Genomic DNA, 17,566 nt, shown 5'->3' with positions numbered 1-17,566 from the left:
TTTAATTTATAATTCTATTTTTAGTATACTGTATTATGTTGAATTCTGAAACATAATTTTTCTAATTATAATATATTTTAATAGTTTTTATTACTTTTTCAATTAGTATCTACAAGGTTTATATCTTTTACTTCCCAATTTCATAGTATGATATAAAATCAAATTGTTATTTCCTTCTTGTTTTGCCTCTACTATCTCTTTTATTATTCTTTATGCTGCCTTGCTTAATATTTGATTTTCCATTAGTTTTGCTAGACTTAGCTGCTGCTTTACTATTGCGATTACTGCTGTCCTTACTTTGTTTAGTTGAAATTTTTTCTTTTCCTCTTGTATTTTTTATATTTCCTTTAACATTAGTTTTGAATTTAATGTTTTCACCACTTCGTTCTGTTCTTCTTTTTATTTCTCGCGGCTTTATTAAGCATTTTGATCCAAAACCAATAAGATCTTCTCTACCAGCTTTTATAAGTGCATCATATACTAAACTATATTTTTTAGGGTCCTTAAATTGAAGCAGTGCCCTTTGCATAGCCTTTTCTTCCTTAGTTTTTGGTACATATACTTCCTTCATAGTCATTGGATCTAATCCAGTATAAAACATAGTTGTTGAAAGCGTTCCTGGAGTTGGATAAAAATCTTGAACCTGCTCTGGCTGATAATTTGTATCTCTTAAATACTCAGCCAGCTCAATTGCAGCTGCAAGATCACTTCCAGGATGACTAGACATTAAGTATGGAATTATGTATTGTTCTTTTCTAGCCTTTTTAGTTATTCTAAAAAATTTCTCTCTAAACTTATCGTAGGTCTTTCCTGCAGGTTTACCCATATAGTGAAGTACCTTATGGGAAATATGCTCCGGTGCAACTTTAAGCTGACCACTTACATGGTGCTTAACTAGCTCATTAAAAAATGTATCATCCTTATCTTCCATAACATAATCGTATCTAATACCTGAGCGTACAAATACCTTTTTAACCTTAGGTAATTCTCTTAGCTTTCTCAAAAGTTGAAGATATTCTCTATGATTTACTTTCAAATTTTTGCAAGGACTCGGATGCAGGCATCTTTTGTTTTTACATGCACCTACTTTTAGCTGCTTTTCACAGGCAGGATATCTAAAATTTGCAGTTGGACCACCTACATCATGAATATACCCTTTAAAATCATCAAATGTTGTTATTTCTTTTGCTTCTTCAATTATTGATTCTTCACTTCTACTTTGAACTATTCTTCCTTGATGAAAGGTAATTGCGCAGAAGGAACAGCTTCCAAAGCATCCCCTAGAGCTTACAATACTAAATTTCACCTCTTCAATAGCAGGTATGCCGCCAAGTCTTTCATATATAGGATGGTAAGTCTTTGCATAAGGTAAAGAATAAACCTTATCTAATTCTTCTCTTGTCAAAGGCATTCCTGGTTTATTTTGTACAAGATACTTATCTCCATGCTTTTGCACTACAGCCTTCCCTCTAATAGGGTCTTGTTCTTCATATTGAATTCTGAAAGCTTCTGCATATTTTACTTTATCTTCAGAGACCTCTTTATAAGATGGTATTTCTATATAATCATATGCCTCATCAATATTATCTACTAAATAGCAGGTACCAGGTACATGTCTAATGTATTGTGCTTGAAATCCATCATTCATATATTTTGCTACTTCAACAATTTGTCTTTCGCTCATTCCATATACTAATAAGTCTGCTCCACTGTCAACTAAAATAGATTTCCTTACCTTATCGCTCCAATAATCATAATGAGCAAATCTTCTAAGGCTTGCTTCAATTCCTCCAATTATTATAGGTACATGCTTAAAGGCCTCTCGAATTTTATTACAATACACAATTGTTGCTCTATCTGGTCTTAAACCCATTTTTCCGCCTGGGGAATATAAGTCTTTTTCCCTTAGTTTTTTACTCACAGTGTAATGATTAACCATAGAATCCATATTGCCAGCATTAACTAAGAAACCAAGTCTAGGTCTACCCAGTTTTTTTAAATCTTCAGTATCCTTCCAATTTGGTTGAGGTATTATTCCTACTTTGTAGCCTTCACTTTCTAAAACCCTTGAAATGATTGCAGTTCCAAAGCTATGATGGTCTACATATGCATCCCCTGTTACAAATATAAAGTCAAGCTGTTCCCAGCCTCTATCTATCATATCTTCTTTACTTATTGGTAAAAAATTATTTTGCTTCATATAATACTCCTTCATTTTCTCTTAGCTGCATAAACTAAACACTAATCTATAATTATACCACTTATTATACTATAATTTCTAACTAATATTAAAAATAGATATACATAAATGAATACTCTATTAATAATTTACCAATCTTTTCAATTCCGATAATTCTTCCTCATAGAGATTTCGCCACTTACCAAGATCTATTCCATCAATTTTTATATTCAAAATTCTAATTCTCTTTAAAAAAATAACTTTATAACCTAGGGCTTTACTCATTTTGCGAATTTGTTTATTAATCCCCTGAGTTAAAATAATTCGGAATGTATCTTCGCTAATTCTACTGACAATACAAGGTCTTGTTTTAGCTTTAGAAATTTCTACTCCCTTGGACATATGTTCTATAAACAAATCATCAAAAGGCTTATCTACAGTTACAATATATTCCTTCTCATGCATATTTTCTGCTTTTGTAATTTTGTTTGACAAATCACCATCATTGGTCATAAGCATTAATCCTTGTGATGCTTTATCTAGCCTGCCAACAGGAAAAATGTAGTCTGAATGATTTACAAAACTAATAATATTGTTTTCTACTTTTTTTAATGCTGTGCAAGTAACGCCTACTGGCTTATTTAGAGCAATATAAATTTTATCCTTCACTGGAAGAGGTTTATTATCAATAAGAATAACATCTTCCAGTTCTACCCATTGACCTGGAGTACAACTTTGCCCATTTACCGTTACTCTATTTTCTGCAATTATTCTATTAGTTTCTTTCCTAGAACAAATACCTAAATTGCTAAAAAGCTTATTAATTCTCATCTAAATGTAATTTCCCTCTCATTTATAACTAAACCATATAGTCCGCTACCACTCTATCTTCCCTAACCTTACCTATAAATTCTCCAACTTTCACATGTTCAGGATGCTTTTGATATCTTTCTAAGGCATCCTCATCTTTAAACTCTGAATACAATACAACATCATAAGATTGTACTGAATCATTTATATTAATACCTACTTCTATTACCTGAATTTCATTAATTTTGCCCTTTAAATTTTCTAGCTTTGACTTAATTTCTTTTGCATTTTCAATTTTACCTTTATCTTCAGCAAATTCTTTTAATTTCCACATTACGATGTGCTTTAACATGATTTATCTTCTCCTTTTTTTGTTATATTCATGATTATAACACTAAACCCATATAAATTAGATCATAAAATTTTCCATTACTCATGAATTCTTTTCTTAAAATACCTTCTTGTTTAAATCCTAACTTTTTATAAAGATGTCTAGCACTTGTATTATCTATCCTTACCCTCAGATTAATCTTTTTTATAATCTTATTTTCCTTTGCCCACCGAATTAAGTGCTTAATTAGTTTCTTGCCTATTCCAAGGCCCCAATATTCTTTTAATACTTGAACTCCAAATTCTCCTGAATGTCTAAGTTTATTTGTGCCTCCTGCCCTAAAAGATAGGCTTCCAACAATTTTATCATTTAACAAAGCTACTAGCAAAACTGCATTATCTGTCATTGAATACATATTTATAGTATGTTCCTGAGTTTCAACACTAATATTAAATTCATCTGGTTCATATCCAAAATGCTCTGTTTCAGTGGTAACTGTTTCTAGTAACTTGTTCAGCTCCTCTGCATCTCCTATAATAGCCTCTCTAACTATAATATTCTCAATATTTTTCATTTTTATTTCCATATCCATACCCCTTTATTATTATTCTAATAAAAAGTATACTTAACAAATCATAATATTAATACTTTAAATCTTATTTATGTAAGATATTAAAAATGCCGCTCCACATAAGTGATAACGACATTGTAATTAATAATCCATTAAAATTTATTCCCCCTTATCACAATTCCCTTGTACAGCATATACGGGAGCTATATTTTTGAGCATTTCAAGAACTTCAATTTTTCCTATATCTCCTGCATGTATTATTAAGCCTGAGTCCTTAAGTGCTTCTTTAACTTCATCTCTTAGTAAGCCGTGGGTGTCAGAAATTAATCCTACTTTTATCATACTCATAATCTTGTTTTTGCCCATTCCTCAGCTTTTTTATCTATCTCTTTAATAAAACCATCCTTACCATTACAATACCCATCAATGTCATGTATAAACTTTATTGCTAGTTCTTTTTTTAATTCACTATAGCTCTTTGCTTCTTCCGGATGGGAAATCATATAATCTCTAAAATTTAAATGCCTTTTTATTTCACTATTACCCATTTCAAAAACATGTACATGATGAGTTCTATTAATTTCACCCTTAAGGAAAAATTTACGCCCTTCAATACCATATTCACCCTTTGGTATATACCCTATTTCCTTCATTTCTTCATTATAATTATCTACATCTCTAATGTTTTTCACTTCAACTAAAATATCTATTACAGGTTTAGCAGAAATTCCTGGAATTGCGGTGCTGCCAATATGATGAATTTTCACTAATTCATCAGCCATTATCTTTTTAACTTTTTCAGCTTCATCTAAGTACTTCTTTACCCAATTAAGATTATATGGTACAACTTCAATTGTTCTAATTTCACTTTGTGTACTCATTTATTGACCTCCACTTACTTTATAAAATCCTTAATTAAACTAAAATCCACATTTCTCATTAGTTACATACATGTTTATAACAATTTGGATATACTAGTTATTTTTTTAAAATATAATTTGCAATATTAAAACCGAAACTTCTATAGAAAGGCAGTGCCTCATCATTTCCATAAGCTACCCCAATACTAATATTTATTACCTGATGATCTTTAAACCACTTCAAGGATGATTTCATTAGCTTTCCACCTAGTCCAAGCTTACGGTAATTATTTTCAATATATATAGATTCTATTTCTCCTAAATTATCTTCAATTGAACTTAAACAGTATCCTATATAATTTTCTGTATCCTTATCTAAAAGCATATCAAGCTTTATGATGCCGGTTTGAGCTTTCTTATTAATTGATTCTATTCTTTGCTTAAAAGTGAATTTCTCATATTTACTCTTAAAATAAACAGATTTATCAAGATGCACTAAGTTAAGCTGTTCCCATAAGGGTTGAATAAGTCCTATTTCTGTGAAATCTTTTTCAACTAAAAATATGTTCATGAAAATTCCTCCTTGTAAAGTATGTTCTATTCTAATCATATGCACTGCACTTTACATTACTTTTTTCACTATAGCAATGAAAAAACCTTTAATTATATTATAAGTTATATTTTTACATTAAGCCATATATAAATCTGACGCTAGTTTCCTTAAACTCATCTCATCTATTATTTCATAGTAATTGTCTCTTTTTCTTATTATCCCCTTAATACAAAGGGTATTTATTGTCCTAAGTAGATGTCTATAGCTTGTACCTAAAAGCTCTGAAATCTCAGTTAAATTACCATTTAGAACTATGTTTTCTTTTGAATTATTGTCTTTCTTTTCTGCTGTAGCTAAAATATAGCTTGCTAGTCTATTTTCCAGTGGATATAGCAGATTAATAGAGCTATTCTTCGAACATCTATTTAATTTTGAACTTAAAGAACTGCATATAAATCTTAAAAATTTAGAATCTGTAAGCAAATATTTATTTACATTTTCTTTCGAGATTCCTATGCATAAACTTTCTTCAATTACCTGTACGTTTGTGGAAGCAGTTTCACAATCAATTATTTCCAAATCACCTAATATTTTGAAATTTTCATAAAAGCATAGCAATAAGGATTTACCATTACTTAGTGTTGTATACACCTTAGCTTTCCCTTTAACAAAGAAAAAAAGATACTCAATTACCTCACCATCCCTGCAAATATACTCATTTTTTTTGAAAATTATTAATTCCATAAACTGCTTCATATCATAGGTAAAAATTTCATTAATATTATATTTTGAAATATATATTTCCATTAATCTTAGACCATCTATTTTTTCCATAGCTTCTCCTATATATTAAAATTAATAATTCTTCTTGATTATGACATATGTCATAACTCCTATCAATTATTTTATGATAAATTTAATTGAAAGTTTTAAATACAAGGAGGAAATAAAATGGATAATTTACTTTCAGCCTTTATTGGGGCTTTAATAGCTATAATGATTATGATTAATGGTACTTTAGCAAATGCTTTTGGCAATTATACCTCCACTGTTGTAATTCATATTATTGGACTTATATCAATGATTTTTGTATTATTAATAAGCAAATTAAAATTTAAAAAAGTTAAAGAAATTCCCTTATATTTCTATAGTGCTGGTGCTGTAGGTGTTTTTACAGTTCTTTTTAACAATTTAAGTTTTGAAAAACTTGGAGTTTCTATTACTCTAGCTTTAGGTTTACTTGGACAATCTGTATCATCTATAATAATAGACCATTTTGGATTAATGGGAATGAAGGTCATGAAATTCGAAAAAAGAAAACTTTTTGGTCTTATATTAATTATATTAGGAATATTAGTTATGACTATTTTTTAGGAGGGCTTATGTAATGTTTTATATATTTATTTCAATATTAGCCGGTGTTTCTGTTGTAGTTTCTAGAATAATCAATTCAAACTTAGCAAAAATCATAGGAATTTTTCAAGGTACCTTTTTTAATTATGTAATTGGATTAATTTTTTCATTAATGTTTTTATTTATAAGTAAAGAAACTATACAAATATCTAATGTAAAACCACACTCAATACCTTCATGGGCTTACCTTGGAGGGCTTGTGGGTGTATTAGTTGTAGTTTTATCCAGCTATGTTACCCCTAAAATATCTGCCTTTTATTTAACTTTGCTCATTTTCATAGGACAATTATTTTTTGGAATAATTATCGATTTCCTTACATTAGAAAAATTATCTTTAGGAAAAATTATAGGAGGAATTCTAGTGTTACTGGGTTTAATTTATAATTTGATGCTTGATAAAAAGCAAGAACTGCCTTAATTCTCATATTACTTCATACCTTTCTTTTGTTAATGACTCTACAGCATTATCAATATCTTTGTCTTTAATAAGAATATAATCTGTATCATAAGTAGAAACAGCGAATATACTTATCCCCTTTTGGGCTAATATCGTGCTTATTGAAGAAAGAATTCCTATCAAAGAAAAATCCAATGGTCCTTGAATCTTTAGAATCCTCCAATCTTTTTCGCATTTTATTTCACTAGGTATATACTCTTCAGAGCATACTATTGATAACTCATCTGATGTTTTAGTTATAGAGAAAAAGTCACTCTCTTTTGCCCACTTTGGGATTGTTTCAGTATTATCCAATCTGCAAACTCCATAGCTTTCTTTTAATAATTTTAGTGTTAGTATTTTATCTGACATTTTTATTTTCTTCCTTTCCTTGTTACAAATGCTTAACCAAAACTTTTTATTAATTATTATATCAACTTTACATTTTAAATCAAATTGCATAAAAGAACAGCACAGTCAAAGCTAACTGTGCTATCCTTTTATAAATTGATTACTTCAAAGTCTTGTGAAAGCAAATCAACAACAAGCATTTTATTTCTTAAGGTATCTTTCTTATTAATTAATATTTTAACTGCTTCACTAACCTGAATAGAAGCAATTAATGCAGGTGTAAAAGAAGGATTCCCAAGAGTTTTTTCTATACCCTTTTGGTCTTTATCTTCATATATAACATCTAGAGTTCTATCTCCTGGAAATATGCTAGTAACTTGTCCATACCATCCACCTATAGCTCCGTGCACCAGTGGTATTCCTGCTTTCTCACAGGCATCTTGAAGTAGTAACCTGGTTTCTATATTATCAAGAGCATCAATAACCACATGATGACCTTCTATAATATCTAGAATATTGTCTTTGTTAATAAACTCAGGAACGGCTGTTACTTCAATTAAATCATTAACATCCTTCATTCTATCCCTTGCTGTCTCAGCTTTGTTTTTGCCCATAGTCTTATTACTACTAAGGATTTGTCTATTTAAATTAGACTCACAAAAATTATCTCCATCAACTGCAGTTATATGTCCGATACCAAGTCTCCCTAGCATTTCAATGACATATCCCCCAATGCCACCACAGCCAATTACACAAACGCGAAAATCCTTCAATCGTTCATTTTCTTCTACTGACAGTGTCTTAATATTTCTTTCATATCTACCCATATCAGCCACCTCCTACTGGTGGGAAAAGTGATACTACGTCTCCATCTTTCAAAATTGTAGTTGGCTTGCCATCTCTACCATTTATCAATAAGATAGCTACTTCGTTTTCATCAATATTAAGTTTATTAAATATATTTCTAGGAGTTACTTCATCTTCATTTATTTCTAAGAATAATTTTTTTTCTCTTCCCTCTCTAAAATATGCGAATAGCCGCACTTCTATTTTCAAGGTTTTCCCCCTCCCAATTATTCAATATATTCTTCAAGCCCTAACTTTTTCAATGTTTCTTCTGTTGGGATACCTTCCTTACTCCATCCTCTTACTTCATAATATTGTGGAAGTAATTCACTTAGTTTGTGAACATATCCCTTTGTAGGCCCTTCTGGAATAGGATCTTGAAGTAATCTCTTTGGAAGAGTATCTTGTGAACTATCTATTCCAGCTTTTAGGTTGAATATTTTTTCTAAAGTCCATATTCTATCTCCAGCAAGCATTAGAGAGTCTCCATCAAATACATCTCCTACAACTGAATTATACATATCTACATAGTCTTGTACTCCAAGACCAAAGGTAGTAAAAATACATAATCCTAAAGAATCTATTACTGCTGTCAAATCGTGGAAAACTCTTGCATAGGCTGCTTTGCCATCAAGAGATAATCTGTCAAGTTTTTCTGGGTATCCAAGTATTTCAGGATTTATCATATATCCTTTAATATGGCAGCCACCTCTGTTGTTAACTGCATAAGTTATACCATGTCCTTGAACTCCTCTTGGATCATATGCTGGAAGCTCTTGTTTCTTAACACTCATTGAAAGCTCAGGTACTCCATAAGATTCACATAATCTATAGGAACCATCTGCAAGTTTATCTCCAAAGCCTTCTCTCAATCCCATTTTTCTTGTCCATCCAACAACAGCTTCAGCATCTCCCCAATTTAGAGATAATCCATCAGCAGCTATATCCTCATCTTTTATATATCCTTTTTCATAAAGTTCCATAGCAGCTGCAATTGTTGCTCCTGCTGAAATTGTATCAAGTCCATATTCATTACATAACATGTTTGCTACATTTACTGCATTTATGTCATATACATCACAGTCTGATCCAAATGACCATAGAGTTTCATATTCGGGACCTCCACATTCAGTACCATCATCAAGCTTTACCCATCTTCCGCAAGCAATTGGACATCTGTAGCATGGATTCTTTCTCACAAGGCAATCCTTAGTAAGAGTTTCTCCACTAATCTTATCTGCTTCATCAGTATAAGCTTTCTGGAAATTTCTAACTGGGTGTATTCCATTTTCATTTATAATATTTACAAGTATTGCTGTTCCGTAAGTAGGAAGTCCTCCTCCTGCTACTGGATCATTTCTCAATGTTTTAATTTTTTCAGCTGATATCTTCTTAGCTTTTTCTTCATCAAATAAATTTACTTTTCCTGAGCCTTTAACTACTATCGCTTTTAGGTTTTTAGAACCCATTACAGCTCCTACTCCGCCTCTTCCAGCTGCTCTATCTACGTCATTCATAATAGCAGCCATAAGAGAAAGTCTTTCTCCAGCAGGTCCTATACACATTACTTTAGCTTTAGGGTCAGTTTCTTTTGTTAAAATTTCTGTAGTTTCTAAGGCAAGTTTACCCCAAACATGCTTTGCATCTCTGAATTCTATTTTGTCGTCAACTATGTTTAAGTAAACAGGTGTTTCTGATTTTCCTTCCAATATTATCATGTCAAAGCCTGTATTCTTAAACTCCGCTCCCCACTTACCTCCTGAGTTTGATATTCCTATAGTTCCAGTTAAAGGTGCCTTAGTTACAACCATATACCTTCCTCCAGTTGGCATAGGTGCACCTGTAAGTGGACCAGTAACAATCATAAGTTTATTTTCGGGAGATAGTGCATCAACCTTTGGATCTATTTCTTCTAATAGTGTTTTAACACCTAAACCTCTAGCCCCGATAAATTTCTTTGCTTTATTTTCGTCTAAAGGCTCTACTTTATAGGTTTTGTCTGTTAGGTTTACTCTTAAAATTTTTCCATTATAACCGTACATATTGTAATTCCCCCTTATATATAATATTGTCTTATGCTAAATATATAAGCAACTTGTATGCCAATAAAAGATCCTTTGAAAATAGCAGGTTATACTATATATACTTATTTTCAGTTCCATTTTAGATCATTTTTATGTTCCACAATAGAACTAAGTTCCACGTTGTTACACTATAAAGAATGCTGCTTTATTTTTCTATACAATGTATTTCTTCCTATGCCAAGGGCTTTTGCTGCTAGTGATACGTTCCCTTGATATTTATCTAATACTTTTTTAATATGAATTTTTTCCATAGCCTCCAAGCTAATATCAGGAGCATCTAAACTTGAAATTTCGGCTTCTTTATCAGATTTATTTTTTATATCACCATACATCTCAAAAGCTTCAAAACTTTCGTAATTTATCATTAGTTCGATTATATTTTCTAGTTCTCGAATATTTCCTGGCCAATCATATTCTATAATCTTTTGAATATAGTCTTCAGGTATTTCTACTTTTCTTTTATTCAAATGCTTAGAAGTTTTATTCATAAAGTATTCTATTAATATAGGGATATCGTCTTTTCTTTCCCTTAATGGTATTAAATATAAAGGCAGTACATTTAATCTATAGAATAAATCTTTTCTAAAATTCCCCTTCTCTACTTCCTCTTCTAGATTCTTATTGGTAGCAGCAATTATTCTTACGTTTACAGGAATCTGCTTAGAGCTGCCTACTCTATTGATTACACCTTCTTCTATAACTCTAAGAAGCCTAATCTGCATATCTAGAGGCATTTCACCTATCTCATCAAGGAATATAGTACCTCCATCAGAAATTTCAAATTTACCTGAATAGCCTCCACGCTTTGCCCCTGTAAAGGCTCCTTCATCATATCCAAAGAGTTCAGACTCAATTAAATTTCTTGGTATAGCTCCACAGTTAACTGCTATGAATGGCATATTTTTTCTATCACTATAATTGTGTATGGACTGAGCAAATACTTCCTTGCCTGTGCCGCTTTCACCTGTTATAAGAATAGTAGATCTGCTGTCAGCAATTTTTTTAGCATAATCTATAGTCTTGACTAACTTCTTGTTCTTTCCAATAATCTTATCAAAGGTATAAATAGCTTGACCACAAAGTATTTTAGCAGCACGTTTTCTACTTTTATGCAAATCTGAAAATACACAAGTTATCTCAACAATTCTCATTTTTGAATCGTAAATTGGATATACACTTAAGTTTAACTGAAGTCTATTTTTTCTTGCATTTACATATACATCTTCATCCTGAAAAGTCTTTTTATTGTATATTTCATCTACAATTTCATGCCAATCCTGAATTAAATCCCACATTTTTCTTTCTTTCATTTCAGCTTCCGTAAAGCCAAAAAGCTCTGTGACATTTTCATTCATTGTCTTTATGGTACCTGACAAATCTGATGTCAATATGCCTTTAGGTAAACAGTTAAAAATGCTCTCCATATTCTTTTTTGAAGCTTCTAAAGCCATATTATAGCTATTTGACTCTATCATACTTTCAATAGCATTAGCAGCTGCTACTACCATACCCAATGTATGTGGATGAATTGTTTTACTATAACCTGTTATATCTAGAACTCCTATTATTTCACCGTGAACATTTTTTATTGGTGCTGCAGAGCAAGTCCATCTATGATATGCCTTAATGTAATGATCATTTCCTGATATTTGAATAGGGATGTTTTCATTTAAAGCAATACTCATGGCATTGGTTCCAATATTTTCTTCATTCATATAGGCTCCAAGTATCATTTTAAGTTCAAAAGCTTCCTTTAATATTTCTTGATCCCCAATAACATTAAGAATACACCCTTCACCATCTGTAAGCACAACAAAATAATTAGATCCTTTAACTATTTGATAAAGCTTATTCATAAAAGGTGTAGCAACTATTATTAGCTCTTTATTATCATTTATTTTCTTTAAGACATCTTCATCTTTTATGATTTTTTTACTATAAACTAAATCTGGGCTTAACCCTAAATTATAGCATTTCTCGTGAGACTTTAATAAAAGACTCTTATCATATCTTAAAATATCTTTTTTCATAATACCTTCCCCTCTTTGAAAAGTTGAGAACTGTCCCCTTAAATTCCCCTTAAATAACTTGAATTTCATCCCCAGACTTAATCCAACCCTCTGTTAAAATTTTTGTAAAAATTCCTTCTTTAGGCATTATGCAATCTCCAGTAAGTTGTCTAATTTGGCAGCCTACATGACACTGTTTTCCAATTTGAGTAACTTCCATAATTACTTCTCCAACTTTAAGTTTAGTTCCTACAGGTAATTCATATAAGCATATCCCTTCAGTTGTTAAATTTTCTGCAAATTTTCCGGTACATAAACCTTCCATCCCAAGATTTTTCATTTTCTCTATGCTTTCATTTCCAAGAAGACTTACCTGCCTATGCCAATTTCCTGCATGTGCATCTCCTACAAGACCATGGTTTTCTTTGAAAAATCCTTTTTCTATTGGGTGTTTAATCTCGCCTTTTTTCTCACTAATGTTAACTGCTATTACCTTTGCCATATTATCTCTCCCTTTCAAATAATCCTGATTTGCCGCCGCTTTTCTTTAATAGCATTATATCTGAAATTACCATTTCCCTATCTATGGCTTTACACATATCATATATTGTTAGTGCCGCTATACTTACTGCTGTCAGAGCTTCCATTTCGACTCCTGTTTTTCCAGTATTCTTCACAGTAGCAGTTATATCTATTTTATTATTTTCAAAGTCAAGTTTAAAACTTATATCTGAGCCACTTATCATAATAGGATGGCACATGGGTATTAGATTAGGAGTATTTTTTGCTGCCATAATACCAGCTACTTGAGCAACAGCTAGCACATCTCCTTTAGAAATTGTTCCTTCTTTTATTTTATCAAGGGTACTTCCTTTCATATTGATGGACCCAAAGGCAACTCCTTCTCTTGCTGTATCTTCTTTGCTGCTTACATCTACCATCTTAGCTCTTCCTTCTTCATTTATATGAGTTAATTCCATTTTCACCCTCCTACCTGATACATCATCTTTTTACTGTTGCTTTTTCCTTCTTCTATAATTTTGTGCTCTGATGGCTTTTTATAAATAGCTTCTTTAATCTTATCTAAGATAATAGTATCTTTATCTGTATATTCTTTTACGCTTATTTCAGTTTCTGAATGTAAACAAGGTTTTAAAGTACCTGCTGAGGTTAGCCTAATTCTATTACAGTCACTGCAGAATTTACAGCTCATAGGAGTTATAAAACCTATATTCCCCTTTGCTCCATTTAGCTTATATAATGCAGCTGTACTGCTTTTATCAGTTTCGATTGGTATCAAGTTGCTATATCTTGACAAAACTTCTTCAGAACTAATAAAGCTTTCTTTATAAATTTTTCTGCCTTCACCAATGGGCATCAATTCTATAAATCTAACAGATATAGGATTATCCTTTGTTAAATTTATAAAATCATCTATCTCATCGTCATTAATTCCTCTCATAATTACTGTATTGATTTTTACAGGTTCTAAACCAATAGAGAGACACTTTTCAATACTTTCAAAAACTTTATTTACATCTCCACCTCTAGTAATTTTTTTAAATTTTTCTGGATTTAATGAATCTAAGCTTATATTTACTCTTTTTAGTCCAGCCCTTTTCAACTCCTCTGCCATGTCGTATAAAAGCATTCCATTAGTTGTAATAGAAATATCCTTTATAGAAGATATCTTTGAAGTAAATTCAATTAATTTAATTATATCTTTATATAAAAGAGGTTCTCCTCCTGTAAACCTGATTTTGCCTATTCCAATAGAAGCAGCTGCCTTAATAATATTACAATTTTCCTCATAACTCATGTTGCTTTTAAGAAACTCTTTTTCATTCTCCTCTGCAGGCATACAGTATATACATTTTAGATTACACTTATCTGTAAGAGATACTCTCAAATAATTTATTTTTCTTCCGTAATTATCATTCATTGGCCTCTCCTGCCTTTACAGTAAAATAATATTTCCTGCTTCACTATAGTCATATCCTCCAAGGTAATCTAATTTTTCCTTAAATTCATGACTTTTTATTACCTTAATAAACTCCTTAATCATTGGCTTTTCCAAAAACTCCCGAGGAATTGCTATATCATATTCCTCGTTACATACAGGGATAAACTCTAATCCCATCATAATTGCAGCAGAGTAAATTCCAAGACCACAGTCTGCATCTCCATTCGCAACGGCAGCGGCAACTCCTAAATGAGTGTATTCTTCTCTCGAATATCCTTCTATTTCTCTAGGATTAATATTTAACCGCTTAAGATTATAGTCAAGTAGAAGTCTAGTTCCTGCACCTCTTTGTCTATTTACAAATTTCAATTTTTTGCTCCATATATCACTTATGGAAGCAATTTTATTTGGATTTCCTTTAGGTACCATAATCCCTTGTATTCTCTTGACGCATTTTATTAATGCTATGTCTTTATCTTTAAGATACTTTTTAATATAGCTCTTATTGTATTCTCCAGTTTCCATATCAAGCATGTGTATTGGTGCTATATGAGTTTCACTATTTTTCAATGCCATTATGCCTCCCATGCTTCCTACATGAGCTGATGACAAATAGTATTCCTTGTTTTGCACATGAATCAAATCTGCTACAATGTCTAGAATTGGATCATGACTTCCTATACATACTATTGTATTATTTATCTCATTTTCATCCTTTAAAAGCTTTACTTCTACTTCTGTGCCTGACTCTATTCCTTCAATATTCTGAGGAACCTCTAGTATTCCATCTGCCCTAACAAGAGACATTATTGCCCCAGCACCTCTATTAAGTGGTGTGACTATTAACTTTTCTCCTACCTTACCTAGCTTTACCCTTACAAACTCAAGGTGTTTAAGAGAAGACATAATTCTTCTTGATAATACTCCCTTTATTATTTTATATTCATAATTTTTCTCTCCAGAAAATTCTTCTATTATTCTCCGTACAAACTGTTCCATTATTATATAAGCTGAAACAGGATATCCTGGTATTCCAATAACTGGCTTATTATCTATTTTCCCTAGGATAACTGGTTTTCCTGGTTTTATGGCTACTCCATGTATATATACTTCACCAAGCTCTCCAATTACTTTAGAAGTAAAATCTTCTCTTCCTGCTGAAGAACCAGCATTTACGAGGACTATGTCACATTCTTCTACGGCTTTTTTTATTGTAGTCTTTATTATTTCATAATCATCTTTTACAATAGAATATCTTCTAGCAATTCCACCATACTGAAAAACCTGTGCTGCAAAAGTTCTGGAATTAAAATCTATTATGTCACCAATTTTCAAAGGGGTGGTTCCTGGTTCAACTAGCTCTGTGCCTGTTGGAATTATTCCTACCAAGGGTTTTTTATACACCTCTACACTATTTACTCCTCCTGCTAGCATAGCTCCTATATCAACAGGTCTTATTTTGTGACCAGAGGGTATTATAAGAGAATTTTCTACTATATCCTCCCCTAAAGGCCTTATATTTTGAAAAGAGGCTGCACTTTTATATATTTCAACTTTATTGTCAGCTAATTTAATTAAATCTTCTACCATTATTACACAATCATATTCTTTTGGAATTGGATCACCTGTATCAACAACAATATAATCTTTTCCCTCCTCAAGAATTTTGTGATTTTTTTCATTAGCGCCTAAGGTTATTTCATTTTTTAAAGCAATTCCATCCATAGCAGAAGAATTATAAAAAGGAGAAGATATCTCAGAGTATATAGGTTCAGCGGTTATCCTATCTATTGATTCTTCTGATTTTATACACTCTTTACTTTTTTCTATATTTATTTTACTAAAGTAAAATTCAAGTGCATCTTCAAATTCATAATTTGAAAGGTAAATGTTCTGGCTCATATTAGCACCTCCCTAAAATCTATATACAAGAACTCTTTCTCCCTGCCTTATTCCCTCAAGGTTTTTATCTATTTTTATAAATCCGTAGGCTTTTGAAAAGCCGCTTATGATTCCTGATTTTGATAGTACCGGTGATGCTATTATTTCATTTTCATTCCATGTTAAGGTAACTGGAAGGTACTCTTCTCTTCCCTTTGCACTGTGATAATTCATACTAAAGTTACATACTGTAGGGAAAATCTCTTCTGTAAATCCTTTCAGCTTATCAATACAGTATTTCACCATAACCTTATATACAATGGCTGCTGAAAGAGGATGACCTGGCAACCCAAATACTATCTTATCACTAATCTTTCCAATAATAGTAGGCTTTCCTGGCTTTATTGCTATTCCATGTACAAGTACTCCCGGCTGTCCAAGGCTGTTAATTACATCTATAGTTGCATCTTTTTTCCCAACAGAGCTTCCTCCTGATATAAGAACAATATCTGCTTCATCAATCGCCTTATTTACCGTATCTTTCAAAAGCTCAAAATCATCTTTAATAACACCGTAATTAATAGGTTCACATCCATCTTCTATTGCAAAAGCCTGCATAACATATGAGTTAATATCCCTAACCTCTCCCATTTTAGGTTCTTCTTTTGGATCTACTATTTCGTCACCTGTAGATATTACTGCAATTTTAGGCCTTTTGCACACTTGAACCTGCATCATTCCAAGGCTGGACATAACTCCAAGCTCATAGGCCCTTATCTTCCTGCCTTTTTTTATTATGCATTCTCCTTTACTTATATCTTCACCTATTTCTACAACATTTTCTCCATGAGCATTGGGTTTATTAATAAGAACTGTATTACTATCCATTTTTTCTGAATACTCCACCATTACTACAGAATCAGCTCCATCGGGCAGCATTCCCCCAGTTGGAACATAGACACATTCTCCTGGAAAATTAATATTTGTGCTGGGCTCCTTCCCCATTAATACTTCTCCCTTATAATCCATAATTGCAGGAATACTTTCACTTGCTCCAGCAATATCCCTAGAGTTTACTGCATATCCGTCTACAGTAGACCTTTTAAAATGAGGAACGTTTATTTCTGATATTATGTCATTATATATTATTCTTTCCAAGCTATCCATTAGATTTACGTATTCACTCTTAGGACCTAATTTAAAATTCACATCAATTAATTCTTTTGCCTTATCTACTGATATTACATTGAATAAATCCATGGTACACCTCCTTAAGTTT

20 protein-coding genes are annotated in these 17,566 nt (G+C 31.7%); 2 read left to right on the top strand and 18 right to left on the bottom strand.

The features are described from left to right. Window positions 1–166: 166 nt before the first annotated feature. From CLHOM_RS10920 to CLHOM_RS10885, 8 genes are all read right to left on the bottom strand, one after another. Complete coding sequence (locus tag CLHOM_RS10920; protein ID WP_052221730.1) at window positions 167–2,200, bottom strand: YgiQ family radical SAM protein; 2,034 nt, start codon at window positions 2,198–2,200, stop codon at window positions 167–169. A 120-nt stretch (window positions 2,201–2,320) separates the two neighbouring features. Further along, window positions 2,321–3,010 carry a pseudouridine synthase gene (locus CLHOM_RS10915; protein WP_052221729.1) on the bottom strand — a complete coding sequence of 230 codons (690 nt, stop codon included), beginning with the start codon at window positions 3,008–3,010 and terminating at the stop codon, window positions 2,321–2,323. 28 nt (window positions 3,011–3,038) lie between these two features. Then, window positions 3,039–3,341 (bottom strand): Dabb family protein, encoded by a 303-nt coding sequence (locus CLHOM_RS10910; RefSeq protein ID WP_052221728.1) that lies wholly within the window; start codon window positions 3,339–3,341, stop codon window positions 3,039–3,041. 34 nt (window positions 3,342–3,375) lie between these two features. Next, complete coding sequence (locus tag CLHOM_RS10905) at window positions 3,376–3,906, bottom strand: GNAT family N-acetyltransferase (protein ID WP_052221727.1); 531 nt, start codon at window positions 3,904–3,906, stop codon at window positions 3,376–3,378. Window positions 3,907–4,050: 144 nt separating this feature from the next. Next, complete coding sequence (locus CLHOM_RS10900; protein ID WP_175478678.1) at window positions 4,051–4,239, bottom strand: metallophosphoesterase family protein; 189 nt, start codon at window positions 4,237–4,239, stop codon at window positions 4,051–4,053. Further along, entirely contained in the window at window positions 4,236–4,772 is a 537-nt protein-coding gene (locus CLHOM_RS10895) for a GrpB family protein (protein ID WP_052221725.1), read from the bottom strand. Before CLHOM_RS10895 ends, CLHOM_RS10900 begins: the two co-directional genes overlap by 4 nt. Before the next feature lie 97 nt (window positions 4,773–4,869). Further along, a complete protein-coding gene (locus CLHOM_RS10890) occupies window positions 4,870–5,322 on the bottom strand; it encodes a GNAT family N-acetyltransferase (protein WP_052221724.1) in 453 nt (150 codons plus the stop codon). A 117-nt stretch (window positions 5,323–5,439) separates the two neighbouring features. After that, window positions 5,440–6,138, bottom strand: coding sequence for a cyclic nucleotide-binding domain-containing protein (locus CLHOM_RS10885; protein ID WP_052221723.1), 699 nt, complete (start codon window positions 6,136–6,138; stop codon window positions 5,440–5,442). 117 nt (window positions 6,139–6,255) lie between these two features. Here CLHOM_RS10885 and CLHOM_RS10880 point away from each other — a divergent pair, with 117 nt between their 5' ends. Both CLHOM_RS10880 and CLHOM_RS10875 read left to right on the top strand, forming a co-directional pair. Then, window positions 6,256–6,678: a DMT family transporter gene (locus CLHOM_RS10880; RefSeq protein ID WP_052221722.1), complete on the top strand. Its 423-nt coding sequence runs from the start codon at window positions 6,256–6,258 to the stop codon at window positions 6,676–6,678. A gap of 13 nt (window positions 6,679–6,691) precedes the next feature. Then, window positions 6,692–7,135, top strand: a complete 444-nt coding sequence (locus CLHOM_RS10875) for a DMT family transporter (protein ID WP_052221721.1) — start codon at window positions 6,692–6,694, stop codon at window positions 7,133–7,135. Window positions 7,136–7,138: 3 nt separating this feature from the next. Here CLHOM_RS10875 and CLHOM_RS10870 read toward each other — a convergent pair whose 3' ends face one another. From CLHOM_RS10870 to CLHOM_RS10825, 10 genes are all read right to left on the bottom strand, one after another. Further along, a complete protein-coding gene (locus CLHOM_RS10870; protein WP_052221720.1) occupies window positions 7,139–7,525 on the bottom strand; it encodes an ACT domain-containing protein in 387 nt (128 codons plus the stop codon). Window positions 7,526–7,653: 128 nt separating this feature from the next. Then, window positions 7,654–8,331 carry a HesA/MoeB/ThiF family protein gene (locus CLHOM_RS10865; protein ID WP_052221719.1) on the bottom strand — a complete coding sequence of 226 codons (678 nt, stop codon included), beginning with the start codon at window positions 8,329–8,331 and terminating at the stop codon, window positions 7,654–7,656. A gap of 1 nt (window position 8,332) precedes the next feature. Continuing rightward, window positions 8,333–8,560 (bottom strand): MoaD/ThiS family protein, encoded by a 228-nt coding sequence (locus CLHOM_RS10860; protein WP_052221718.1) that lies wholly within the window; start codon window positions 8,558–8,560, stop codon window positions 8,333–8,335. Between the two features lie 17 nt (window positions 8,561–8,577). Continuing rightward, entirely contained in the window at window positions 8,578–10,392 is a 1,815-nt protein-coding gene (locus CLHOM_RS10855) for an aldehyde ferredoxin oxidoreductase family protein (protein ID WP_052221717.1), read from the bottom strand. Between the two features lie 170 nt (window positions 10,393–10,562). Next, window positions 10,563–12,464, bottom strand: coding sequence for a sigma-54-dependent Fis family transcriptional regulator (locus CLHOM_RS10850; RefSeq protein WP_052221761.1), 1,902 nt, complete (start codon window positions 12,462–12,464; stop codon window positions 10,563–10,565). Window positions 12,465–12,513: 49 nt separating this feature from the next. Beyond that, a complete protein-coding gene (locus CLHOM_RS10845; RefSeq protein ID WP_052221716.1) occupies window positions 12,514–12,945 on the bottom strand; it encodes an MOSC domain-containing protein in 432 nt (143 codons plus the stop codon). A gap of 1 nt (window position 12,946) precedes the next feature. After that, window positions 12,947–13,423: a cyclic pyranopterin monophosphate synthase MoaC gene (gene moaC / locus CLHOM_RS10840; protein ID WP_052221715.1), complete on the bottom strand. Its 477-nt coding sequence runs from the start codon at window positions 13,421–13,423 to the stop codon at window positions 12,947–12,949. A 2-nt stretch (window positions 13,424–13,425) separates the two neighbouring features. Next, entirely contained in the window at window positions 13,426–14,385 is a 960-nt protein-coding gene (gene moaA / locus CLHOM_RS10835; RefSeq protein ID WP_052221714.1) for a GTP 3',8-cyclase MoaA, read from the bottom strand. 15 nt (window positions 14,386–14,400) lie between these two features. Further along, the gene (locus CLHOM_RS10830) at window positions 14,401–16,308 is read right to left on the bottom strand and encodes a molybdopterin biosynthesis protein (RefSeq protein ID WP_052221713.1); all 1,908 of its coding nucleotides are present in this window, start codon (window positions 16,306–16,308) and stop codon (window positions 14,401–14,403) included. Between the two features lie 12 nt (window positions 16,309–16,320). After that, the gene (locus CLHOM_RS10825) at window positions 16,321–17,547 is read right to left on the bottom strand and encodes a molybdopterin molybdotransferase MoeA (RefSeq protein ID WP_052221712.1); all 1,227 of its coding nucleotides are present in this window, start codon (window positions 17,545–17,547) and stop codon (window positions 16,321–16,323) included. Window positions 17,548–17,566: the final 19 nt, after the last annotated feature.

The sequence above is a fragment of the Clostridium homopropionicum DSM 5847 genome, from assembly GCF_001263795.1.
GTDB lineage: Bacteria > Bacillota > Clostridia > Clostridiales > Clostridiaceae > Clostridium_H > Clostridium_H homopropionicum.
Note: the sequence above shows the minus strand (reverse complement) of the source record. Positions and strands in the feature narration are given on the sequence as shown.